The sequence below is a fragment of the Nocardiopsis sp. NPDC006938 genome (genome assembly GCF_042869555.1).
In the GTDB taxonomy this organism is placed as follows: Bacteria; Actinomycetota; Actinomycetes; order Streptosporangiales; family Streptosporangiaceae; genus Nocardiopsis.
In genome coordinates, this window is sequence record NZ_JBIAGA010000005.1 from 127,661 (window position 1) to 149,126 (window position 21,466).

Annotated in this window: 22 protein-coding genes; 12 read left to right on the forward strand and 10 right to left on the reverse strand. The window is 73.2% G+C overall.

The genetic code is table 11. From position 1 onward, the window contains the following. Positions 1-199: 199 nt before the first annotated feature. Positions 200-2,362, reverse strand: a complete 2,163-nt coding sequence (locus ACFYL4_RS10005; protein WP_387517960.1) for a prolyl oligopeptidase family serine peptidase — start codon at positions 2,360-2,362, stop codon at positions 200-202. A 194-nt stretch (positions 2,363-2,556) separates the two neighbouring features. Between ACFYL4_RS10005 and ACFYL4_RS10010 the strand changes: the two genes are divergently transcribed. Beyond that, entirely contained in the window at positions 2,557-3,054 is a 498-nt protein-coding gene (locus ACFYL4_RS10010) for a TspO/MBR family protein (RefSeq protein WP_387517962.1), read from the forward strand. Between the two features lie 131 nt (positions 3,055-3,185). Here the strand turns inward: ACFYL4_RS10010 and ACFYL4_RS10015 are convergent, their stop codons facing one another. After that, positions 3,186-4,406, reverse strand: coding sequence for a sn-glycerol-3-phosphate ABC transporter ATP-binding protein UgpC (locus tag ACFYL4_RS10015; protein ID WP_357763237.1), 1,221 nt, complete (start codon positions 4,404-4,406; stop codon positions 3,186-3,188). A gap of 639 nt (positions 4,407-5,045) precedes the next feature. Here ACFYL4_RS10015 and lnt point away from each other — a divergent pair. Both lnt and ACFYL4_RS10025 read left to right on the forward strand, forming a co-directional pair. Further along, on the forward strand, positions 5,046-6,695 hold the full coding sequence (gene lnt, locus ACFYL4_RS10020; RefSeq protein WP_357763234.1) for an apolipoprotein N-acyltransferase: 1,650 nt from the start codon (positions 5,046-5,048) through the stop codon (positions 6,693-6,695). A gap of 121 nt (positions 6,696-6,816) precedes the next feature. Continuing rightward, entirely contained in the window at positions 6,817-7,413 is a 597-nt protein-coding gene (locus tag ACFYL4_RS10025) for an FxsA family protein (protein WP_357763231.1), read from the forward strand. 29 nt (positions 7,414-7,442) lie between these two features. Here ACFYL4_RS10025 and ACFYL4_RS10030 read toward each other — a convergent pair whose 3' ends face one another. Then, the gene (locus ACFYL4_RS10030) at positions 7,443-8,165 is read right to left on the reverse strand and encodes a potassium channel family protein (RefSeq protein ID WP_387517965.1); all 723 of its coding nucleotides are present in this window, start codon (positions 8,163-8,165) and stop codon (positions 7,443-7,445) included. 204 nt (positions 8,166-8,369) lie between these two features. On the opposite strand from ACFYL4_RS10030, the gene ACFYL4_RS10035 reads away from it, so the two are divergent. Beyond that, on the forward strand, positions 8,370-8,696 hold the full coding sequence (locus tag ACFYL4_RS10035) for a nuclear transport factor 2 family protein (protein ID WP_387517967.1): 327 nt from the start codon (positions 8,370-8,372) through the stop codon (positions 8,694-8,696). A gap of 156 nt (positions 8,697-8,852) precedes the next feature. Here the strand turns inward: ACFYL4_RS10035 and ACFYL4_RS10040 are convergent, their stop codons facing one another. Both ACFYL4_RS10040 and ACFYL4_RS10045 read right to left on the reverse strand, forming a co-directional pair. Beyond that, positions 8,853-9,341 carry a nucleoside deaminase gene (locus ACFYL4_RS10040; protein WP_387517969.1) on the reverse strand — a complete coding sequence of 163 codons (489 nt, stop codon included), beginning with the start codon at positions 9,339-9,341 and terminating at the stop codon, positions 8,853-8,855. Between the two features lie 102 nt (positions 9,342-9,443). Beyond that, positions 9,444-10,052, reverse strand: a complete 609-nt coding sequence (locus ACFYL4_RS10045) for a TetR/AcrR family transcriptional regulator (protein ID WP_387517971.1) — start codon at positions 10,050-10,052, stop codon at positions 9,444-9,446. 96 nt (positions 10,053-10,148) lie between these two features. Between ACFYL4_RS10045 and ACFYL4_RS10050 the strand changes: the two genes are divergently transcribed. The 3 genes from ACFYL4_RS10050 to ACFYL4_RS10060 are packed head-to-tail and all read left to right on the forward strand — an operon-like array spanning position 10,149 to position 11,568. Then, positions 10,149-10,904: an SDR family NAD(P)-dependent oxidoreductase gene (locus tag ACFYL4_RS10050; RefSeq protein WP_387517973.1), complete on the forward strand. Its 756-nt coding sequence runs from the start codon at positions 10,149-10,151 to the stop codon at positions 10,902-10,904. Beyond that, entirely contained in the window at positions 10,901-11,248 is a 348-nt protein-coding gene (locus tag ACFYL4_RS10055) for a DMT family transporter (RefSeq protein WP_387517975.1), read from the forward strand. The genes ACFYL4_RS10050 and ACFYL4_RS10055 overlap by 4 nt, the downstream gene beginning before the upstream one ends. 2 nt (positions 11,249-11,250) lie before the next feature. Beyond that, positions 11,251-11,568, forward strand: coding sequence for a DMT family transporter (locus ACFYL4_RS10060; protein WP_387517977.1), 318 nt, complete (start codon positions 11,251-11,253; stop codon positions 11,566-11,568). Positions 11,569-11,738: 170 nt separating this feature from the next. Here ACFYL4_RS10060 and ACFYL4_RS10065 read toward each other — a convergent pair whose 3' ends face one another. Further along, complete coding sequence (locus ACFYL4_RS10065; RefSeq protein WP_387517979.1) at positions 11,739-12,332, reverse strand: NUDIX domain-containing protein; 594 nt, start codon at positions 12,330-12,332, stop codon at positions 11,739-11,741. Between the two features lie 128 nt (positions 12,333-12,460). Next, positions 12,461-14,926, reverse strand: a complete 2,466-nt coding sequence (locus ACFYL4_RS10070; RefSeq protein ID WP_387517981.1) for an HAD-IC family P-type ATPase — start codon at positions 14,924-14,926, stop codon at positions 12,461-12,463. Positions 14,927-15,183: 257 nt separating this feature from the next. Between ACFYL4_RS10070 and ACFYL4_RS10075 the strand changes: the two genes are divergently transcribed. Next, positions 15,184-15,969: an NRDE family protein gene (locus tag ACFYL4_RS10075; protein WP_357763205.1), complete on the forward strand. Its 786-nt coding sequence runs from the start codon at positions 15,184-15,186 to the stop codon at positions 15,967-15,969. A gap of 132 nt (positions 15,970-16,101) precedes the next feature. On the opposite strand, the gene ACFYL4_RS10080 is transcribed toward ACFYL4_RS10075, so the two are convergent. After that, positions 16,102-16,239, reverse strand: coding sequence for a hypothetical protein (locus ACFYL4_RS10080; protein WP_357763202.1), 138 nt, complete (start codon positions 16,237-16,239; stop codon positions 16,102-16,104). A 42-nt stretch (positions 16,240-16,281) separates the two neighbouring features. After that, a complete protein-coding gene (locus ACFYL4_RS10085; protein ID WP_387517983.1) occupies positions 16,282-17,097 on the reverse strand; it encodes a family 16 glycosylhydrolase in 816 nt (271 codons plus the stop codon). A gap of 242 nt (positions 17,098-17,339) precedes the next feature. On the opposite strand from ACFYL4_RS10085, the gene ACFYL4_RS10090 reads away from it, so the two are divergent. From ACFYL4_RS10090 to mshC, 3 genes are all read left to right on the forward strand, one after another. Continuing rightward, positions 17,340-17,642, forward strand: a complete 303-nt coding sequence (locus tag ACFYL4_RS10090; protein ID WP_357763196.1) for a hypothetical protein — start codon at positions 17,340-17,342, stop codon at positions 17,640-17,642. Between the two features lie 200 nt (positions 17,643-17,842). Further along, positions 17,843-18,031, forward strand: coding sequence for a hypothetical protein (locus ACFYL4_RS10095; RefSeq protein ID WP_387517985.1), 189 nt, complete (start codon positions 17,843-17,845; stop codon positions 18,029-18,031). 95 nt (positions 18,032-18,126) lie between these two features. Further along, positions 18,127-19,353: a cysteine--1-D-myo-inosityl 2-amino-2-deoxy-alpha-D-glucopyranoside ligase gene (gene mshC, locus ACFYL4_RS10100; protein ID WP_387517987.1), complete on the forward strand. Its 1,227-nt coding sequence runs from the start codon at positions 18,127-18,129 to the stop codon at positions 19,351-19,353. 115 nt (positions 19,354-19,468) lie between these two features. Here mshC and ACFYL4_RS10105 read toward each other — a convergent pair whose 3' ends face one another. Then, positions 19,469-20,017 (reverse strand): nitroreductase family deazaflavin-dependent oxidoreductase, encoded by a 549-nt coding sequence (locus tag ACFYL4_RS10105; protein ID WP_357763187.1) that lies wholly within the window; start codon positions 20,015-20,017, stop codon positions 19,469-19,471. A gap of 116 nt (positions 20,018-20,133) precedes the next feature. Between ACFYL4_RS10105 and ACFYL4_RS10110 the strand changes: the two genes are divergently transcribed. Continuing rightward, entirely contained in the window at positions 20,134-21,360 is a 1,227-nt protein-coding gene (locus tag ACFYL4_RS10110) for a hypothetical protein (protein WP_387517989.1), read from the forward strand. Positions 21,361-21,466 lie beyond the last annotated feature (106 nt).

The following is a 21,466-nucleotide window of genomic DNA, read 5'->3' on the forward strand; positions in this document are numbered from 1 at the left end:
CGCGCGTGGCGGCCGGACCGGGCGAGCGGAGATCAGATGAAGTCGGAGCTGGAGTCGGTGCCGTCGTTGTCGCCGCCCGCGGTGGTGTCGCGGGAGGTCACCTCCGCCAGCTCCTCGACCTCAACCTCGATGGGGTCCATACCGCACCTCGCTTTCTGTGTGCCGTCGATCCTCTTGGCCAGGGCCGGGCCGGACGCCGTCAGCGCCCGGTGAGCCCCGTTCTGTGGGCCGCGAACGCGTGCGCGTCCGCGGCCAGCCCCACGGCCCTGCTCACGGCGCGCGGGCCGTGCCCGACGTCGCGCTCGTAGCGCAGGAGGGCGCGGGGGAGGTCGTCCTCCGGCCCGGCCGCCAGCAGCGCCGCGCACATCTTGCGCGGGTGGGCGGCGTCGGTCCGCGTGTCGCCGTCGAAGCCGGTCAGCAGGACGCTGGGGTACCGGGTGCCGCCCGCGCGGGGGGAGGCCTCCAGGACGCGGTGGTAGGGCGAGTACGAGACCAGGGCGGCGAAGTCGTCGGGGTCGGCGGTGGTACCGAACTCGCGGGTCCACATACGGCCCAGCCCCAGGTGCTCGAAGCGCACCATGTCCGCGAGCGGCGCCGACGCGATCACCGCCGCGCACAGGTCGGGGCGGGCGGTGGCGGCGGCCAACACGAGCAGCCCGCCCGCCGAGCCCCCGGACAGGCAGAGTTCGGACCGGGCGCACCACCCGGTGGCGACCAGGGTGTCGGCGGCGGCGACCAGGTCGCGTACCGCGCGGGTCTTGTGACGGCCGGAGCCCTCCAGGTGCCAGCGTCGCCCGGCGTCGCCCCCGCCCCTGACATGGGCGACGGCGTAGCGGCCGCCGGACAGCAGCCAGGCGAGCACGGTCGCACTGAACCCGAACTGGCGCGGGCGCCCGAAGCCGCCGTAGGCGTGCAGCAGGGTCGGGCCCGGACCGGGTCGCCCGGAGACGTCGAAGACCGTGACCGGTACCCGGGTGCCGTCCGAGGAACGGGACCACACCACGGTGCGCACCACCGAGGGGGCGGAACCCGGGCCGCCGGGCGCGCCGGAGCGGACCGCGCGCGCCCGGGGGGCCTCGGCGCGGGCCGGGCCGGGCCAGGGTTCGGGGTCGGTGCCGCCCGGCGGAAGGCGCAGCACCCTCCGCTGGGCGGCCACGTCCGCGTACTCCAGGAAGACCGTGCCGTCAGGCGCCGCGACGGGACCCGAGACCATCCCCTGGCCCGGGAGCCGCACGGCGTGGGAACGGGCTCCGGTGACGGCGTCGTGCACGGAGGCCTCGCTGATGCCCAACCGGGTCCGGACCACCAGCAGCGCGGTGCCACCGGGGGCGCGGTGCGGACAGAACGCGTCCAGGGTCGTGCCGGGGTCCTGGGAAACGACCTCGCGCCAGTACTCGGGGGTGATCCGCCCCCGGGGCGCGGCGGGGTCCACGGCGCACACGCGTCGGCGGGGCGCGTCGAGGGACGTGCGCAGGTACAGCAGGCCGTCCGGGCCCGCCCGCACCTCCGTCTCCGCCTCGTGGCCCACCTGGAGGGGCCGCAGATCCGGGCGCTCCGGCCCCCGCGCGGCCAGGTCGGCCAGCCACAGGTCGGTACGGTGCCCGGTGCCGTGCCCCTCGCTGACCAGGAGCCACCGGTCGCCCAGGACGCGAACGCCCGGCACCGTGCCCGGCCCCGAACACGGGTGGACGAAGGTCTCGGCGCCGTCCGCGACCCGGCGCAGCCACACGCCGCGCATCCCCCTGACACCGTCGCGGCGCACGTAGTAGAACGCCTCGGGGACACCCGGGAGCCAGGCCACGTGCGAGTAGCGCACCCCGTGGACGGTCGGTCCGACCTGGGTCCCGTCGGCGGCCCGCAGCACGCGCAGGGCACCGCGCTCCACCCCTCCCGACGAGGTCTGCACCGCGACCAGGGTGCCGTCCGGAGCCGGCTCCCAGGCGTCCAGGGTGGTCCCTCCGTCGGGGTCGTCCGAGCAGGGGTCGTGGACCGTTCGAGGTGCCCGCGCGCCGCTGTCGGGCGGGCTGTCGTGCGCCCGCGCTGGCCACACCACGAGTCGGGGGTGCTCGCTCCCGGCGTGGCGTACGGTGGCGAACACCGCGTCGGCGCGGTGCGTCGGAGGCGACCACAGGTCGGTGGCGACCAGCTCTCGGATCAACCCGGCGAGGTGGTCGCGCAGGGGCCAGGACGCCGCCTCGCGCTCGTACTCCCGCGCGCGGTCCGCCAGCCAGCGTTCGGTCGCCGGGGAGTCGGGGGTCTCCAGCCAACGGTAGGGGTCGGGGACGGGGGGGCCGTGCAGGGTGTCGACCACCGACACGGGGCCTGGGGCCGGGGCGGTTCCGGGGGCTCGGTTACGCACCATCACATGGTTCAAGCGGCCGACAGGACGGTCAAGGAAGAGATACCTGGCCCCACCGGCCGTGAGTGTGGCCCGGGAGGAAGGTTTGGGAGCGGGGCCAGCCGCGACTCGACGGCGGTGCCGCGCGGGGCGAACGGGTAGGAAGCGGGGGAGCCCCGGCCGGTGGGGTAGGGGCACCGACGTGAGGAGAGCGACCCGTGGGAACCACCACCCGCAGGACCCGTGACCCCCGCCGTTCGCTGGGAGCGGCGCTGTGCTTCGCCGCGGCCGTCCTGGTGACGGCGCTGGTCGGAGGAACCGCGGCCCAGGACGCGGGGGCCGTCTACGCGAACCTCGAACTGCCCGTGTGGGCCCCGCCCTCCTGGCTGTTCGGACCGGTGTGGACCGTCCTGTACGTGCTCGTCGCGGTCGCGGGCTGGCTCGTGTGGCGCGCGGCCGGGGTCCGGGGAGCGGCGGTCTTCCTGGGCGTGTACGTCCTACAGCTGCTGCTCAACGCGGCCTGGACCCCGCTGTTCTTCGGCGCCGGGCTCTACGGGACGGCGCTGGCGGACATCCTGCTGCTGGTCGTGGCGGTGGCGGGCACGCTCCTCCTGGCCCGACCCCACAGCGGGACCGCGGCCCTGCTCCTGGTTCCCTACCTGGTGTGGGTGGCCTTCGCCGCGGCGCTCAACGCCGCCGTCTGGGCGGTCAACTGACGGACGTGCCGGTACCCGGTGGTGCCCGGAACACCCCTGGGAGACGATGAGGGGCGGCGCCCCGGGGGGACGGGGCGCCGCCCGTGCGTCCGGTCCGCGCGGGGCGCGGACCGGACCGGGGAGGGTCTGGGTCAGACGTTGTCCGGGTGACCGATGGCCAGGCCGCTCTCCTGGTCGAAGAAGTGCAGCTGGCTGACGTCCACCGCGAGATTGATCGTGCTGCCCGGGCGCACGCTGCTGCGCGGGCTCACGCGCGCGGTGAACTGGGAGCGGTTGTCACCCAGCGGAAGCGCGGCCTCGGCGCTCTCCTCGTCGTCACCCGCGGCGTCCTTGGCCAGGGCGGCGGCGTCCTCGTGGCGCACCGGCGGGGCGTCGATGCCGAAGATCACGTTGATCTCGGTGCCCAACTCCTCGGTGACGTCGGCGGTGACCTCGATGCGCGGGTCGCCGTTGCCGTCGAACTCGGCGTCACTGAAGTCGGAGGGGCGGATGCCCAGGATCACCGAACGGCCCACGTACCCGTCCAGGTGCGGGCGCTCCTTGATGACCGAGGCCGGAACCGGCAGCTGGTGCTCGGCGAACTTCAGGATCGCGCCGTCACCGTCGCGCACGAGCTCGGCGTCGACGAAGTTCATCGCCGGGGAGCCGATGAAACCGGCCACGAACAGGTTCACGGGGGAGTCGAACAGGCGCTTGGGGGTGTCCACCTGCTGGAGGCGTCCGTCCCGCAGGACCGCGACCCGGTCGCCGAGGGTCATCGCCTCGATCTGGTCGTGGGTGACGTAGACGGTGGTGACGCCCAGACGCTCGTGGAGCTGGTTCAGGGAGGCGCGCATCTGCACGCGCAGCTTGGCGTCCAGGTTGGACAGCGGCTCGTCCATGAGGAAGGCCTGCGGCTCGCGGACGATGGCGCGGCCCATGGCCACGCGCTGGCGCTGTCCGCCGGAGAGCGCGCCGGGCTTGCGCTTGAGGTAGGGGTCCAGGCCGAGCATGTCGGCGGCCTCGCCGACACGGCGGGCGATCTCCGCCTTGGGGACCTTGCGCAGCTTCAGGCCGAAGGCGAGGTTCTGCTCGACGGTCATGTGCGGGTAGAGCGCGTAGTTCTGGAAGACCATGGCGATGTCGCGGTCCTTGGGCGGGCGGTCGTTGACGATCTCGTCGCCGATGACCAGCGTGCCCGCCGAGATCTCCTCCAGGCCCGCGATCATGCGCAGGGCGGTGGACTTGCCGCAGCCGGAGGGGCCGACGAGCACCATGAACTCGCCGTCGTTGATCCGGAGGTTGAGGTCGTCGACGGCCTTGACGTCGCCGCCGTAGATCTTGTCGACGCCCTCGAGGACGATCTCCGCCATGGTGGTCAGCTCCCGCGTTGGCTCGGTGGTGTGGCGTATCCGATGGTGGTCGCCGGAGGGCGGGGCCGCGACCCCTGAGGGAACTCTCCAGTGACACCCGATGTTCGGAATTGATCGAAACGGGTGTGTTTCTTGATCACATCAGACATCATCGCGATCAAAATGTCCAGGGCGAGTGAGGTTTCGATCCGATTGCGGTCATCCGCAAACCACCCGCTGCCAGCTGGCGTGGACGGCTCAGGTGCGTTAGCCTGTCGCTCGGTTCACCACTGTTCTCCCCTTCCACCACTTGGGCCGGTGGCCACGACACGGCTTCCGGATTGAGACAAGGGGTCGGGGAGTCTGGGTAACCTAACGACCAGTCCAGCACTGGACGGACCGGTTGTGCGGCCCCCACTCGTCCGATCGGACGCTGCATCACGCGCCAGGTGCAGCTGGGATCGGGTGAGGGGCGGTGTACCGCGACCGGGCGGGGGGTTGGACCCGGAAAAGGCCCGAACATCCAGTAGACAACGGTCTTCCGAGCTCGCCGCCGACGGGACGGAGCCGGTCCGAAGGGTGGCTCGGGCCTTTTCCGCGTCCCCCCAATATGCTGACCGCAGGAGACCCTCAGTATCCAGCGGAAAGCGAGCACCCCACGTGGTTGCCGAGCAGAGGGGGTCGGAGACCGCTCCGAACCCCGCAAGACCCTCGCCGAACACCACGGCGCCGGAGTCGAGGGCGCGGGCCACGACGTGGTCCCCCCTGGCCCCGGGGCACCGCTGGGGTCGCCTCGACCTCCTCTGGCGAACCCTGGCGGCGGTCGGGGCGGGCCTGGCCCAGCTCCTGGCCCTGCCGCCCCACGGCCTCTGGTGGCTGGGCCCGTTCAGCGCCGCGCTCCTGCTCCTCGCCGTCGGCGGCGCCCGCCCGCGCCGCGCCGCCTGGTTGGGCGGCCTCTCCGGCGCCACCCTCATGGTCCCGCTGGTCCACTGGCAGAGCATCTTCGGCGTCGACGTGTGGCTGGCCACCGCGGCCCTGGAGACCGCCTACTTCCTGCCCATGGCCATGGGCCTGGCCCTGGTCGCGCGCCTGCCGTACTGGCCGCTGTGGACCGCCGGTGTGTGGGTGGCCCAGGAGGCCGTGCGCGCCCGGTGGCCGCTCGGCGGCTTCTCCTGGGGCAAGCTCGCCTACGCGCAGCCGGACACCCCCTTCGTCGGGTACGCCGCCCTGGGCTCCTCGGCCCTGGTCTCGTTCGCGGTCGCGCTCACCGGCGCCCTGCTGGTGTGGACGGTCCTGCGCGCCGTGTCCGCCCGGGGAGGCGCCCGTGTACTCCTGCCCGCCGCAGGACTGGTCGCCGGAGCGGCGATCGTCCTGGGCGGTCTCGCGGCCCCCGCGATCGGCCGCCCCGCCCCGGCGGAGACCGTCACCGTGGGCATGGTCCAGGGCAACGTGCCCAACGTGGGCGAGGTCTCCGTCCTCGGCGAACGGGCCGAGGTGCTCCAGAACCACGCGGACGGCGTCCACGAGATGGCCGACCAGGTGCGGCAGGGCGACTACCCCCAACCCGACCTGGTGCTCCTGCCCGAGAACGCCAGCGACATCGACCCCTACCGCGACCCCGAGGCCGAGCGGACCATGGAGTCCGCGGCCCGGGACATGGGCGCGCCCCTGCTGTGGGGGATGAGCCGGTTCAACGACGACGGCACGCGCCACGTGCGGAGCCTGGTGTGGGACCCCGAGACCGGGCCCGGTGACTTCTACGACAAGCGCTACCTCGTCCCCTTCGGCGAGTACGTCCCCTACCGGGACTTCTTCACGAGGTTCGTCTCCCGGCTGGGCCAGGTCAGCTCGGACGCCGTACCCGGCACCGAGCCCGGAGCCCTGGACATCGGCGGCACCACCCTGGCCGTGGGCATCTGCTTCGACGTGGCCTTCGACCCGGCGGTGCGCGACTCCGTGGCCGCGGGCGGGCGCATCATCGTCATCCCCACCAACAACGCCAACTACAACTTCACCGGCCAGTCCCACCAGCAGCTGGCGATGACCCAGCTGCGTGCGGTCGAACACGGCCGACCGGCAGTGGTGGTCTCCACCAGCGGGGTCAGCGCCGTCGTAGAGCCGGACGGCCGCGTCGTCTACGAGTCGCCCGAGGCCGTACGCGACCTCCACGTCACCGACATCACGGCGATGGACGGACTCACGGTCGCCACCCGGCTTGGGGCCGTCCCCGAGGCCCTGCTGGCCGCGCTCGGCCTGGGCGCGGTGGTCGCCTCGGTGATCGCCTCCCGCCGCGCGCGGACCCGCGCCTGACCCCTCCCGCGGCCCTCCCCGGGCGTGGGAGGCGCCCGGAGCGGGAACCATTCACACCGGGGGCGCGTTCTCCAGCAAGAGGGGGACGATCCCGGTCCCACGACACTGAGGATGATTCACGATGCCGTTGCTGATCGTGCTGGCCCTGATGGCCCTGCCCTTCCTTGAGGTCGGCCTGATGATCTGGGTCGGCGGGCAGATCGGTGTGCCGTGGACACTGGCTGCCCTGGTCTCGCTGACGGTCCTGGGCTTCGCCGTGCTGCGGCACACCGGCCGGGCCTTCCGCGAGGTCGTCCAGGAGGCCGACGAGGCCATGCGCACCGGCGAACAGCCCCGCAAGGGCCTGCTCGACCCGCTGATGCTCATGGCGGGCGGCATCCTGCTGGTCATCCCGGGCTTCCTCACCGCCGCCGTCGGACTGCTGCTGGCCACCCCGGTCACCCGGCCCGCCCTGCGGTGGGTGTTCGCGGGCTGGGCGGCGCGCCGGATGAGGAAGATGCAGGAGCGCGTCAACGAGGAGTTCGCCGCCCGCGGCGCCACCATCCCGAACCAGGCGCCCTTCGGGCCTGGTGGCCCGGGCGGTCCCGGCACGCCCCGCAACCCGTTCGACCCCCGCCCCGGAGCCGCCGACAGCGGGGACTCCACCGAACGTCCCGCGGCCAACCGCGGCCGCGTGATCCAGGGCCACTTCGAGCCCGAGGACGACGACCGGTCCTGAGACGGCCGCCGAGACGGCCCCCGTCGCCGTCAGGGGCGCCCGGGCGGGGGGTCCGCACCCGGGTCCGGGGCGGGGCCGCCGGATGGGGCCGCGGACACGTAGGCGCCCACGATGCGGGCGATCACCGTGGTCAGGAAGAGGGTTCCCGCCACCGCCTCGGCGGTGGCCAGCGACCGCGCCCACGGGGCCACCGGAACCAGGTCCCCGTACCCGAGCGTCACCAGGGTGACGAAGCTCAGGTAGGTGAGGTCCTGCCAGTCCACCGGCGCGTTCGGGTGCAGGGAGTCCACGAAGCCACCCGGCCACAGCGCCTCCACGATGCCGAACAGCGCCGCGAACACCCCGCCCGCCAGCAGGTAGGCACTGATCGCCGCCATGATGAGCTCGGGCCCGCCCCAGGCGCGGTGCCGCTGCCGGTACGTGAACACGAACTCCAGCAGCCGGTAGATCAGGTAGCCCTGGAACAGGACCACCGCGCAGAAGAGCCCCAGCCGGGCGGCGGGGACCTCCGGGTGCAGCGCGGCCCAGAACCCGGTGGCCAGGAACACCACCGAGAGCACGACCGAGGGAAGCAGGCGACGACCCCCGGGGCGGACCACGCGCACGCCGAGGACGACCACGGCCGGGTACAGCAGGACGTACAGCATCTCCCACAGTGGCCCGAGCAGCGTCAGCGGATAGGCGAAGTGCAGTAGCGCCGAGGCCGCCAGGAACGCCACCAGGGGGCGTGACCGCCCCGGTCGACCAAGCATGGGAGCCCTCCGCCGTCCGTCACCGGCCGCGCCCCGGACGACGCCACCGGTCGCGGGGAGGTTAACGCGGCGGTGTGCGGCGCCGGGTGAGGCACGGGAGGGGTTTGCCCGACCTTGGGGCGCCGTCGGCTTCCGGGAGACCCCGGGGCTGGGAACATCCGGAAGGGAGTGGACCACCGGGGTCCCCGAGCACGGAGGAGCGCCATGAGCGCGAACGTTCCCGAACCCGTCGCGGCGTTCGTGGACGCGGTCAACGCGCACGACGAGCAGGCCTTCCTGGACGCCTTCACCCCCGACGGGGTCGTGGACGACTGGGGGCGCGAGTTCCGGGGGCGTGCAGCGATCCGGGCGTGGAGCGACGTGGAGTTCATCGGTGCCAGGGGCGTGTTGGACGTGCGCTCGTCCGAACCGACCGAGGACGGGGTCACCGTGGTCGGGGACTGGCGGTCCGAGCACGCCAACGGGCTCAGCTCCTTCGCCTTCACCGTCGTGGGCGACCGGATCGCCCGGATGACGATCCGGGAGGGCTGAGCACGGGGCGCGGGGGTGGGGGACCGGGGTCGGCCCGGGTCGCGCGGTGCCGGTATCGGACGACCCGTCGGCGCGTCCCGCCGGTTCCGATCGCTTCGATCATCTTCGATCACCACCGTGACGCGCGCCCCGCCCCGCCCCGTGATCGGTTCCGGTTCAGTCGCCGGTGCCACGGCCGTGCAGGCGGGCGTGCAGGGCCCGGATCTCCTCGGTGAACATCCCCACGGGTCCCGCCGTCGCGATCCCGGGAGCCACCTCGTTCACCGACAGCGCGCGCACCGGACCGGCCGGTAGGCCCCACTCCGCCCTCCAGGAGCCCAGCTGTTCGGACGAACTCGCGTACACGATCCGCCCCAGGCCGACCCAGGCGTGGGCGGCCGAGCACATCGGGCAGTGCTCGCCGGAGGTGTAGACGGTCGCCGTGGCGCGCTCGGAGGCGGGCAGGTGCTCGGCGGCCCAGCGGGCGATCGCGAACTCCGGGTGCCGGGTGGAGTCGCCCCCGGCGACGTGGTTGTGGTCCTCGAACAGCACCGTGCCGTCCGCCCCCACCAGCACCGATCCGAAGGGCTCGTCACCCTTCTCCAGCGCCTCGGCGGCCAGGTCCACCGCGCGCCGCAGGTGGCGCAGGTCGGCGTCGTTCACCATGACGGGCTCCTTCGTCTCGGGTTCGGCGCCACCGTATCGCGGGGCGCGCCCGGGACCCGTGGACGCCGTGCGCGGCGTCCGGCCCGGCTGACGCGCCCGGTCTCAGATCGCGGGCCCGGCCCCCGCCGTGATCGCGTCGTAGGCGGTCATGGCGGCGTCGACCACGGTGTGCGCCTCCCGCGCGGTGCACCCGTCCCGCGCCCGTAGGGCCATCCCCTGCGACACCGTGACGAGGTAGGAGGCCAGCGCGGGTGCGTCGACGCCCTCGGGGACGTCGCCCTCGGCGATCCCCCGTTCGATCCGTTGGGTGACCTTCGCGAGGTCCTGGGCGCGCAGGTCGGCGAGGAGGCGCCCGACGTGCTCGTGTCCCCGGCCCAGGTTGGTCGCTGCCAGCACGATCATGCACCCGAGCGGGGTCCCGGTGTCGGCGTAGGCGTCCGCGTTCCGACGCAGCATCGCCTCGATCGCGTCGCGGGTGGGGGAGAGGTCGAGACGTGTCATGGGTGAGGAGGCGGCGGAGTTGTACAGCGTCACGGCCTCCTCGAACAGTGCGTCCTTGGACCCGAACGCCGCGTAGAGGCTGGTCGGGGTGATGCCCATCGCCGAGGTGAGCATGGTCAGCGAGGTCCCCTCGTAACCGTGCTCCCAGAACAGTTCCATGGCGGTGCGCAGGGCCGCGCCCCGGTCGAACTTCCTCGGTCGTCCCGCCACGGTCGTCCTCCGTCTCCGATCGCCGACCCCTTGCCCGGGCCGCGAGGGCCATGCTATCAATTATGTAGTGAACGATACATAATGTGGGAGGCAGTCATGGAATCACGGTCCTCGGGTGTGCTCGAAGGAAAGATCGCCCTGGTCACAGGGGGTAGCAAGGGGATCGGCGCGGCCACGGCGCGACGGCTGGCGGCGGAGGGGGCGGCGGTCGCGTTGACCTACCGGGACTCGCCCGAGCGGGCGGCCGAGGTGGTCCGGGGCATCCAGGAGGCGGGCGGCCGGGCCCTCGCCCTGTCCGCCGACGCCGCCGACCCCCGGGCCGTCACCGAGGCCGTCGACCGCGCCGCGGGTGAGCTCGGCGGTCTGGACGTCCTGGTCAACAACGCCGGGATGTTCGTCTTCGGCGAGATCGACGAACTCACCCTGGAGCAGTACGAGACCACCATGGCGGTCCACGTCAGGGCGGTGTTCGTCGCCGTCCAGGCGGCCCTGCGCCACATGGGGCCCGGCGGGCGGATCATCAGCGTCGGCAGCAGCCTCGCCGAACGCGTGCCCGACCCCGGAAACAGCCTGTACTCGATGAGCAAGTCCGCCCTGGTGGGGTTCACCAAGGGCATCGCCCGGGACCTCGGTCCCCGGGGTATCACCGCGGCCCTCGTCCACCCGGGCTCGACCGACACCGAGATGAACCCCGCCGACGGCCCCGGGGCCGACGCCGAACGCGCCCTGACCGCGCTCGGCCGCTACGCCACCCCCGAGGACATCGCCGCCACGATCGCGCACCTCGCCGGGCCGGCGGGCGCCTACATCACCGGCACGTCCGTCACGGTGGACGGCGGGGTCACCGCGTGAATTCCCGAGGCGCGGCCTGGGCCGTCCTGCTCGCGGCCGCCTTCCTCGAGGTCGTCTGGGCACTGGCCCTCGCCCGTCCCCACCCCGGGTGGGTGGCCTTCGGGATCGCGGTGGCCCTGGTCAGCCTCGGGTTGCTGTCCCTGGCCCTGCGCGAGCTGCCGGTCGGCGGCGCCTACGCCGTGTGGGTCGGACTCGGGACGGTCGGGGTCACGGTGGCCGGAATCCTGTGGTTCGGCGAACCCGCGGGAGTGGTCCGGGTGCTCTTCCTCGCGTTGATCCTCGCCGGGGTCGTCGGGCTCAACCTCCCCGACCGCTCCCCGGCTGCCGTCGGGCGGGGGGAGTGACCGTGGCCTGGTTCGTACTTCTCGTCGCGGGCCTGCTGGAGACCGTGTGGTCGCTCGCGCTCAAGCGTGCGGGCGGACTCCAACGCCCCGGATGGCTGGTGTTCGGGATCGCGGTGGCCCTGGTCAGCCTCGGGTTGCTGTCCCTGGCCCTGCGCGAGCTGCCGGTCGGCGGCGCCTACGCCGTGTGGGTGGGCGTCGGGGCCGTCGGCGTGGCCGGGGCGGGGATGCTCTTCCTCGGCGAGTCAGCGGCCCCCCGCCGCCTGGTCAGCGTGGCCGCGATCGTCGTCGGCGTGGCGGGACTCCACCTCGTGGGCGGTTGACGGACGCGGAGCCCCTGCCCCGGCTCCGCCCGCGGTTCGACGCCGCCCCGCGCGCAGGCCGTTGGCGATGACCACCACCCGCCACCTCGTGCACCAGGACCACCGCGGCCAGGCCCAGCACACCGAACCATAGTCAGTCGTGGCGATCTTTTCGCGACGGGGTCCCCCGTTCATCCCCGGACGGTGGAGCCCGCTCTGGAGGCCGCCAGCGTCTGGGAGATCTTGGCCGCCAACCGCGCCGAGGGCACGTCCGTGTGGGGGCGCCACGCCAGCGCGCCGGAGTCGCCTCCCCGCGCGGGAACCGTCGCCGCCGTCGCCCGGTACAGGTACAGGAAGGCGAAGTGCGTGTGCTCGGGCTCACCCCGGTCCGGGTCCTCCGGGACACCGTGGACGTCCAGGTCCAACGGGAGCGGGCGCCCGGACCCACCCGGAGCCCCCGCCTCCACCCGCTCCGGTGCGAGGCCCGTCGCCTCCGTCAGACGCGCCAGGGCGGCCTCGTCCAGAGCGCCGTCCCCTCCGGACAGGTGCCCGCCCGGCAGCAGCCAGGCGCCCCGGTCTCCCCCTCGCACCATCAGCACCCGCCAACAGGGGTCGAGCACCACGGCTCCGGCGGTCGCGTGCCCCACCCGGAACTCCTTGGGCGAGGACAGCTCGTGTCCGCCGTCCAGGGCCCGCACCAGGGGACCGGCCGCCTCCGCCTCCTTGGGGAAGCGCTCAAGATAGCCGTCCAGCACGGCGCGGATGTGCGTGTTCGGGATGCTCAATGTGGCTCCTGTCGATCCGGACACGTGGCGCTCCCAGGATCTCGGCTCGGCACCGCGGCTGAACAGTTCCCACGCTGACCGGGCGCCAGGTGGTACCCCGAACCGCGTCCACGGCCCCCGGACCCCGCCTACTCCCCGGCTCTGGCCGTCATCCGGTCGTCCACCACGCGGATCACCGTGATCACCGCGATCGCCACCCCCGCGACGGCCAACCCGGTCACCACCTTGGCCGGATCGCTCACGTCGAGGTCGAAGAACCAGCGCCCCCACGGCGTCACCATCGCCAGCGTCAGGAGCCCCACCATGGAACCCACCAGCACGACCTTCCACCACACGTACGGCTTGGCCACCAGCAACAGCACCCACAGCGTGGTGGCGCACAGCGTGATGACCACCGCCGTGCGGTCCGCCGGATCGGGGACCGTGCGCCCGCCCAACACCAGCAGGTAGGTGGTCACCGCCGCCAGTCCGGCCACCAGGCCCGAGGGGACGGCCAACCGCAGCGTGCGCAGGACGAACCCCGGCCGGGCGATGTCGGTGTTGGGCGCCAGGGCCAGGAAGAACGACGGGATGCCGAAGGTCACCGCGTTGATCAGGGTCGCGTGCCGGGGGAAGAACGGATAGGCCACCGCCAGCAGCCCCACGATGATCGCCAGCGTCATCGTGTACACGGTCTTCGTGAGGAAGAGGCTGGCCACCCGTTCGATGTTGCCGATCACCCGGCGGCCCTCCGCCACCACCCGGGGCAGCACCGCGAAGCGGTTGTCCAGCAGGACCAGCTGGGCCACCGAACGCGACGCCGGGCTGCCCGAACCCATCGCCACGCCGATGTCGGCCTCCTTGAGCGCGAGCACGTCGTTCACGCCGTCACCGGTCATCGCCACCGTGTGTCCGCGTTCCCGCAGGCCGCGCACCATGTCGCGTTTGCGTTCGGGGGTGACCCGCCCGAACGCCGAGTGGCCCTCCACCTCCCGCGCCATCTCCCCGAACTCCTCGGGCAGGTCCCGGGCGTCCACCGGGCGGTCGGCCCCGCGCAGCCCCATCACGCGGCCGACCGCGCCCACCGAGGCCGCGTGGTCGCCGGAGACGATCTTGACGTCCACGCCCTGTGCGGAGAAGTAGTCCAGGGTCGGCGCGGCGTCCTCGCGCACCCGCTGGTCGAGCACGACCAGCGACACCGGCTCCACGGTTCCCGGAGCCGACTCGTCGTCCATCCGCACCGACGCGCGCGCCAGCAGCAGCACCCGCAGGCCCTGGGCGCCCAGCCGGGCCGCCTCGGCCGCGGCCGGCGACCCGGGGTCGGCCAGGACGTCGGCCGCGCCCAGCACCCAGTGCCGTTCACCCACGGGGGAGACCAGGCTCGCGCCGCTCCACTTGCGGGCGGAGGAGAACGGGGCCAGCGCGGTCACGGTCCAGTCCGGGGCCGCCTGGCCGCTGGCCGCGCAGCCCTCGGCGATCGCCGCCATGCTCGGGTTCGGGTCGGGGTCGCTCGCCGCGAGGGCGGCCAGCACCAGGGTGGGGGACTCCGAGTCGGAGCCGCCCAGGTCACGGATCTCCGCCAGCCGCATCCCGACCTCGGTCAACGTGCCGGTCTTGTCCGTGCACACCACGTCCACGCGGGCCAGGCCCTCGATCGCGGGCAGCTCCTGGACCAGGCACCGGTGGCGGCCCAGCCGGATCACCCCCACCGCGAACGCGATGCTCGTCAGCAGGATCAACCCCTCGGGGATCATCGACACCAGTGCCGCCACCATGCCCCTGAGGGCGTCGGCCAGCGGTCCCGAGATACCGGCGGAGACCGGGTGGTCCAACGCGACGTGCCCGTTCAGGAACAGCTGGCTGTACACGAGCAGGGCACCGATGGGAAACAGGGCGTAGGTGATCCAGGTGAGGATCGTGTTGATGCCCGAGCGCAGCTCCGAACGCACCAGCGAGAAGCGGCTGGCCTCCTCCGCCAGCCGCGCGGCGTACGCGTGCCGCCCCACCTTCGTCGCACGGAAGCGCCCGGTCCCGGCCACCACGAAGCTGCCCGACATCACCGCGTCACCGGTCCGCTTGACCACGGGGTCGGCCTCGCCGGTCAGGAGGGACTCGTCGACCTCCAGTCCTCCAGCCCAGGTCACGACGCCGTCCACCACCACCTGGTCGCCAGCCCCCACCTCCAGCACCTCGTCGAGGACGATCTCCTGGGTGGCCACCCGCACCGTCTCGCCCTCGCGCACCACCCGGGGGCGCGCGGCGTTGACGATCGCCAGCTGGTCCAAGGTGCGTTTGGCCCGCAGCTCCTGCACGATGCCGATCAGCGTGTTGATCACGATGACCAGGGCGAACAGGCCGTCCTGTACGGGCCCGATGACCGCGATGATCGCGAACAGCACCGCGATCATCGCGTTGATGCGGGTGAAGACGTTGCCCCGGATGACCTGGCCGACGCTCCGGCTCGCCCGGACGGGGACGTCGTTGGTGCGGCCCGCGGCGACGCGTTCGGCGACCTCGTCCCGCGACAGCCCCCGTTCCGGCGGCGGCCCCGCAAGGGCGGTCCGGGCCGGGGCGGCCTGGTTCGGGGGCGGTGGCCGGTCGGCTTCGTCGGGCACGGGAGGACTCCAGTAGGGAAAAGGAGGGCGAAGGGGACCGGAGCGGTGAAACCCACGCTCAACCGGGCCCCGGCGTCAACGCACACAAGACTAGGGAGCCCCCAGAGTAGAGGAGCACGCCCGGTCCGCGCCGTGGGGCGGGGACGACTCCTCGCCCGGGGGCCAGCCCCACCCCCGGGCCGCTCCCGGGGGCGGGCACGCGGAGCCCTTCCGACGTAGAGTCCTGGGAAGGGACCCGAACAGGGGAGAGAACCAAGATGTGCACGGTGATCGTCGGCTTCGACCCGGAGGCCAGGACTCCGCTGGTCGTCGCCGCGCTCAGGGACGAGATGCGTTCACGTCCCTGGGCCTGGCCGGCTCCGCACTGGGCCGACCGCCCCCACCTGGTCGGCGGACGCGACCAGCTCGCCGGCGGCACCTGGCTGGCCGTGGACGCCCACAAGAGGCGGATGGCGGCACTGCTCAACGGCTGGCCGTGGGACGGCACGATGCCGTGGGAGGGCACCTACCCCGCCAGCCGCGGCGACCTCCCCCTCAGGGCGCTCTCCCAGAACCGCGACCCGCTCTCGGGGGAGGACCCCACCCGGTACGCCCCCTTCCACCTGCTCGACGCAGACCCCCACGTGGCGACCCTGCACAGCTGGGACGGGCGCTGCCTGGACACACGGGCCCTGCCCCGGGGAGTGACCACGCTGGTCAACACGGGCCTCGACCCCGCCGACCCCCGCGCGGCCCGCCACACCCCGGAGTTCGCGCGGACCCGCCCCGACCCCGTCCTCGCCCAGGCGCGCACCCCGGGGGAGATCTGGGGGGAGTGGATCGCCCTCATCACCCGGGCCGCCCACGACCAGCCCCGGTCCGCGGGCACCACCCCGGGCGGGGACCCCACTGGGCTGATCGCCCACGCGGACCTGGGCGACGGCCAGGTGTGGGCCACGGGTTCGGTCACGTTGGTGGCCCTGGACCGGGAGACGGTGCGCTACGCCTTCACCGACACCCCCGCCGTCCCGGAGTCGTGGACGATGGTCGACCTCCCGGACTGAGCCGGACCGCCGCACGGCCGGTCCGCGATCCCCGGAAGATCGGGCGGGGCGGCGCGTCCCCGATTGGGGTCGTCGGCGGCCCCCGCACGCGAAGGGGCCCGGCCGAAGGCCGGGCCCCGTGTCGTCGTCCGGTCAGGACATGAGGAGGAAGGTCAGGAACGCCAGGAGCGTCACCGAGACGAAGGCGCTCAGGGCGATGAGGGAGTTGAGGCGGAAGCGTTCCGCGTCGCCGGGAGCGAAGGGGCCCAGGTCGGTCTCGTTCTCGTCCATGGCCACCATCATGCCGTGTCGCGGCGCGGTCGGCGACCGCGCCTAGTCGAGCGAGTACACGCGGACGTAGTCCACGCGCATCTCCTGGGGGAGCTGGGTCGTGCCGTCGGGGTACCCGGGCCAGTCCCCGCCCACGGCCACGTTGAGGATCATGAAGAACGGCTGGTCGAACACCCACGGGTTCCCCCGGGTGTCCGCCGCCGTGTACGTCTGGTAGGCGACGCCGTTCACCGACCAGGTGACCGAGCCCGGCCTCCAGTCCACCGCGAACGTGTGGAAGGTGTCGGCGAACGACCACCCCTGCGGGTGCATGTAGGAGCCGGTGAGCGGGCTGCCTCCGGAGTATCCGGGGCCGTGGAGGCTCCCGTGGACCAGGTGGGGTTCGCGTCCGATGTTCTCCATGACGTCGATCTCGCCCGAGTGCGGCCACGGCGTGTTCGGGAAGTCGGCGCCCAGCATCCAGAAGGCGGGCCAGATGCCCTGGCCCCGGGGGATCTGGATGCGTGCCTCGACCCTCCCGTACTGGGGTTGGACCTTGTTCTGGGTGGTGATGCGCGCGGAGGTGTAGCCGCCGTGCGCCTCCTGGCGGGCGGTGATGACGAGGTGGCCGTTGCCGTCCAGGGCGGAGTTGGCCCGGCTGTCGGTGTAGTTCTGGAGCTCGTTGTTGCCCCAGCCGTGGTCGCCGGTCTCGTGGTTCCAGTGGGCGGGGTTGGGAGCGCTCCCCGCGGGGCCGTCGAACTCGTCCGACCACACGAGGGTGGCGGCACGCGTGTCGGTCCCGGTGGTGGACGCGGAGGCGGTGACGGGGGAGATCAGGGCCGCGGCGGTGACGACCGCCATGAACAGGGCGCGGTGCATGGGCTGCTCCGGGGGGAAGCCCCCACAGGGGCGGTGGAGTGCGGGTCCGGACGCGTACGCCGCGACCCGGGGTGGTCGCTCGGTGACCTGTGGTGTTGATCAGTTACTGTACGTTCAGTAAGTCAGGCGCACAAGGCCGGGTGCCCCGGGTTTTCTCGGAAGTTTTCCGAAAGCGCGTCATAGGAGCGGTGGTGGAACGTTTCCTCAGGGAAAGTAGTTCGACGATCCACCGAGGAATCCACATGCTGAGCGCCCACGCCGTCCCCGCGCCCCCGTCCGACCCCGCCGACCTGGTGGGGCAGTGGGTCCGGGTGAGGGAGGACGGCACCGTCGGGCTGCTGCTCCGCGCCGACCGCACGGGCTGGTCCCTGCGCACCCCGACCGGTGTCGTCTCGCAGCGGGGACGCCTGGTCGCCGAGCCGGTCACCCGCCGCACCGAGGCCCGCCCGGTCCGCCGCCGCCTGCGGGCGGTCATGGACGACCCGGCCTTCCCCGGAGCCGCCGACCTGGACCTGCTCGACCTGCAGTTGACCGCCCACCCGTGAACACGGGTGCGTCGCACGCCCCCGGTCCCGCCGCTCCCGCCTAGGGTGGGACGGGCGAGGCCGAGGGCACACGGCGGCGCGTCCGCCGTCACCCCCGGACCGCGTAAACCCCCTGCGTGACCGCGGCGTCTCTCTGGGAGACGGCGCATTCGTCGTCGAAGGCGCGTGGAGCGTACGCGTACACAGCAGGGGGCACCACCATGGGCCGAAGCGGCTACCACCTCGAAACCGGAGCGTACTGGCTGCTCTACGTCGTCTCCCTCAGCGGAGCCCTCCTGCACTGGCGTCTGGGCAACGCCCTGTTCGCGGCCCTGTGCGGGGGCGTCGCGGTGTTCAGCGTCCTGCTCATCGGCCGCGTCGGGATCTTCGCCGCTCCCCAGGAACGCTGACCGGTATTCCCGCTCCACCCTGGGGAAATCATCACCTCACGCCCCGCCCGCTATCTGTGCGTTTGTCGCGTGCACGTGCGGATAGGCTTCCCGGTATGCGTTCATGGTCTGCGCCTGACATCGTCCCCCTGCCGGGTACCGGCGGCCCTCTCCGTATCCACGACACCGCCACCGGCCGGATAGGGACGACCACGCCGGGCTCGACCGCGGGCATGTACGCCTGCGGCATCACCCCCTACGACGCCGCCCATCTGGGGCACGCCTTCACCTACCTGACCTTCGACCTGGTCAACCGGGTGTGGCGGGACGCCGGGCACGACGTCGACTACGTCCAGAACACCACCGACATCGACGACCCCCTGCTCGAGCGGGCCGAGGCTACGGGCGTCGACTGGCGCGACCTCGCCCACCGGGAGATCGACGTCTTCCGCGACGACATGGCCGCCCTGGCGATCATCCCGCCCGCCTCGTACGTGGGCGTCGTGGAGTCCGTCGACCTCATCAGCGAACTCGCCGTGCGCATCCGCGAGACCGGTGCCGCCTACGAGGTCGACGGCGACCTCTACTTCTCCGTCGCGTCCGCCCCGGAGTTCGGCGAGATCAGCAACCTCGGCCGTGCGGAGATGTTGGAGCTCTTCGGCCAGCGCGGCGGGGACCCCTCGCGCGCGGGCAAGAAGGACCCCCTCGACTGGTTGCTGTGGCGCGCCGAGCGCCCCGGCGAACCCGCCTGGGACAGCCCCCTCGGTCGGGGGCGCCCCGGCTGGCACATCGAGTGCAGCGCCATCGCCTTGGACCGGCTCGGTCCCTCGTTCGACATCAACGGCGGCGGCAGCGACCTCATCTTCCCGCACCACGAGATGGGCGCGGCCGAGACCCGCTGTGCCACCGGCCGCCCCAACGCCCACCAGCACCTGCACGTGGGCATGGTCGGTCTGAACGGCGAGAAGATGTCGAAGTCGCTGGGCAACCTGGTCTTCGTGTCCAAACTGCGCCAGCAGGGGGTGGACCCGGCCGTCATCCGCCTGGCCATGCTCACCCACCACTACCGCACCCCGTGGGAGTGGACCGACTCCGAGCTGCCCGCCGCGACCGAGCGCGCCGAGCGCTGGCGCGCGGCGACCGCACTGGGCGCCGGACCGGACGCCGCCCCGGTCCTGGCCGCCGTGCGCGCCGCGCTCGCCGAGGACCTGGACTCCCCGTCCGCGCTCGCCGCGGTGGACGCCTGGGCGACCGCCGCCCTCACCGGGAGCGGAGGGTCCGACACCTCGGCCCCCGGCCTGGTGCGCACCACCGTGGACACCCTCCTCGGGGTCAGGCTCTAGGTGTACTGACCTCTCAGGCCAGTACACCTAGTCCGCCGCGTCCGGACACCACGACGCCCCGGGGCGATGCCGGACCCCCGGGGCGTCGCCGCGCCCGGGTCGCGGGCGCCGGGGTTCAGCCCCGGGGGCGCGGCACCCCGGGGCCGGTCGGGGCGGTGAAGTCGGGAAACGTCGTGGCCCCGGAGTCCGGAAGGAGCCGTACGACGGGGACGCCGTTGGCGGGATCGGCCCCGATCCGCTCGTAGGCCCGGGGACCCTCTTCCACGTCGTGGCCCAGCCCCCGCATCAGCTCGGCCGCCGCCACCGGGTGCCGTCGCGCGTAGTGGGCCAGCGCCCGCCCCGACTCCCCGGGGGGCAGTGGTTCGGCCACGGCCCGCCGTCGCACCCCGCCCTCCTGGAACAGGACACGGGGCTCCGCGCGGATGTTGCGGAACCACTGGGACCGGTCCCCGTACCCCGAGGCGACGAGCACCGCCCCGGTGGCGTGGTTGCGGCCCACCACCTCCAGCACCGCCTGCCGTGCCTCTCCGGTGGTGCGGCCACGGTGGGTGAGCAGGACGAAGCGCCCGCCCAGCAGCGCACCCAACCCCAGCCGGTAGATCCAGATCGGGGCGCGGTACAGGGCGCGCCCGAGCGGGTCGCGCGGGGGTTGGGCGAACGTCATGAGGGCCTCCTGACCTGGGTTCCAGCGCCCGAGTGTAGTGAGGCACCCGGGCCCGCGCGGGGGACGCCACGCCCGACACCGCGCCAACGGTCGGTGCCCGCTGCCATCATGCCGCCATGGACACCAGAGCTGACATCCTCCACTCGACCGACTGGTCGCGGACCTTCCACGCCTACGGCCCGGCCTCCGAGGCGCCGGAGTTCCTCGCCGGGCTGCTGTCCGAGCGGGAGGAGGAGCGGGAGCGGGCCCTGGGCTACCTGAACAGCGCGATCCTGCACCAGGGCACGATCTACCCGGCCACCCCGCCGGTCGCGCTGTTCGTCGCGGGCCTGCTGACGGACCCCCGGGCCCAGGCCCCGGTGGGCGACCCGTTCGGTGGGGCCCCGGACCTTCCGGCCGCACCGCTGCGCCTCCGCCTGCTCGACTTCCTGGCCGACGTGGCCCGTGCGGCCGCCGAACTCACGGCCGACCGTTCGATGACACGGTTGGAGCTGCTGGCCGACCCGGGGGATCGTCGCGACGGGGTCGACGCGCTCCTGTCCCGGATGGCCGACAGCGACGCCGAGGGGGACGAGGACATCTGGGAGGACCCGCTCCTGGACACCGTCTTCCACCGGGCCCTGTACGACCTGCACCTGGCCGCGCCCGCTCTGCTGGAGGCCGTCCGGCCGCTGCTCACGCACCCGGAGGGGCGGGTGCGCCAGCACGCGGTGGCGGCCAGCGGGGCACTGTGCCGCCTGGGCGGTGAACCGGAGGTGGACCTCTCGGGAGCCGCCGACCTCGCCGAGAACCGGGACGAGGGAGCCGCCATCGTCCTGGCCCTGGTGGAGGGCGGTGGTGACACCTCGGAGTTCCTCTCCCACCCCGACCCGGCCATCCGCGCCTGCGCCGCGCTCTCGGGGGACCTGGCGGGCGACCCCGTCGCCACGGGCGCGCTGCGGGACGCCCTGGCCGACCCCTGCGCCGCCGACGCCTGGTTCCGGGACCGTCCGGGCTTCTTTCCCGGTCACGTCCGCTTCTCGCTGGTCGCCGCGTTGGTGGAGCGCTCCCGGCCCGGGGACGCCGCCGACCTCCTGCCCGTCTTCCGAGCGCTCGCTGCGACCGCCAGCCCGTTCACCGTGGAGGCGGATCTGCGCGGGCTCCTCGGCCTGGCACTGGGAGTGGTGCCGGGGCGGCCCGCGCCCCGGGTGGTGGCCCCCACCGAGGTCCAGCGCGCCTACCTGAGCGCGGTCGTCGACGGCGACCGGCTGTGGGGTTCGCGCGTGGCCAACCTCTCCTTCGTCCTGTCGAGTCTGGGGCTGCCGCAGGAGCGCGAGGAGCTGCGGTCACTGGCCACGAAGTGACCCATGGTGCGCTTGTCGAGCAATGTCCGGTTTGCTGGGTTTCGTGGTGACCACCTGTGGCCACGACCTCCCCGAATCGCCACCACCCGAGGGCGGCCCGTGATGG

What these genes read in the sequence shown, in the direction of transcription:
- ACFYL4_RS10005 (WP_387517960.1), bottom strand. Translation starts at nt 2,362, where the DNA reads ATGGTGCGTAACCGAGCCCCCGGAACCGCCCCGGCCCCAGGCCCCGTG.
- ACFYL4_RS10015 (WP_357763237.1), bottom strand. Translation starts at nt 4,406, where the DNA reads ATGGCGGAGATCGTCCTCGAGGGCGTCGACAAGATCTACGGCGGCGAC.
- ACFYL4_RS10025 (WP_357763231.1), top strand. Translation starts at nt 6,817, where the DNA reads ATGCCGTTGCTGATCGTGCTGGCCCTGATGGCCCTGCCCTTCCTTGAG.
- ACFYL4_RS10030 (WP_387517965.1), bottom strand. Translation starts at nt 8,165, where the DNA reads ATGCTTGGTCGACCGGGGCGGTCACGCCCCCTGGTGGCGTTCCTGGCG.
- ACFYL4_RS10035 (WP_387517967.1), top strand. Translation starts at nt 8,370, where the DNA reads ATGAGCGCGAACGTTCCCGAACCCGTCGCGGCGTTCGTGGACGCGGTC.
- ACFYL4_RS10040 (WP_387517969.1), bottom strand. Translation starts at nt 9,341, where the DNA reads ATGGTGAACGACGCCGACCTGCGCCACCTGCGGCGCGCGGTGGACCTG.
- ACFYL4_RS10050 (WP_387517973.1), top strand. Translation starts at nt 10,149, where the DNA reads ATGGAATCACGGTCCTCGGGTGTGCTCGAAGGAAAGATCGCCCTGGTC.
- ACFYL4_RS10075 (WP_357763205.1), top strand. Translation starts at nt 15,184, where the DNA reads ATGTGCACGGTGATCGTCGGCTTCGACCCGGAGGCCAGGACTCCGCTG.
- ACFYL4_RS10080 (WP_357763202.1), bottom strand. Translation starts at nt 16,239, where the DNA reads ATGGACGAGAACGAGACCGACCTGGGCCCCTTCGCTCCCGGCGACGCG.
- ACFYL4_RS10085 (WP_387517983.1), bottom strand. Translation starts at nt 17,097, where the DNA reads ATGCACCGCGCCCTGTTCATGGCGGTCGTCACCGCCGCGGCCCTGATC.
- ACFYL4_RS10090 (WP_357763196.1), top strand. Translation starts at nt 17,340, where the DNA reads ATGCTGAGCGCCCACGCCGTCCCCGCGCCCCCGTCCGACCCCGCCGAC.
- ACFYL4_RS10095 (WP_387517985.1), top strand. Translation starts at nt 17,843, where the DNA reads ATGGGCCGAAGCGGCTACCACCTCGAAACCGGAGCGTACTGGCTGCTC.
- mshC (WP_387517987.1), top strand. Translation starts at nt 18,127, where the DNA reads ATGCGTTCATGGTCTGCGCCTGACATCGTCCCCCTGCCGGGTACCGGC.
- ACFYL4_RS10105 (WP_357763187.1), bottom strand. Translation starts at nt 20,017, where the DNA reads ATGACGTTCGCCCAACCCCCGCGCGACCCGCTCGGGCGCGCCCTGTAC.
- ACFYL4_RS10110 (WP_387517989.1), top strand. Translation starts at nt 20,134, where the DNA reads ATGGACACCAGAGCTGACATCCTCCACTCGACCGACTGGTCGCGGACC.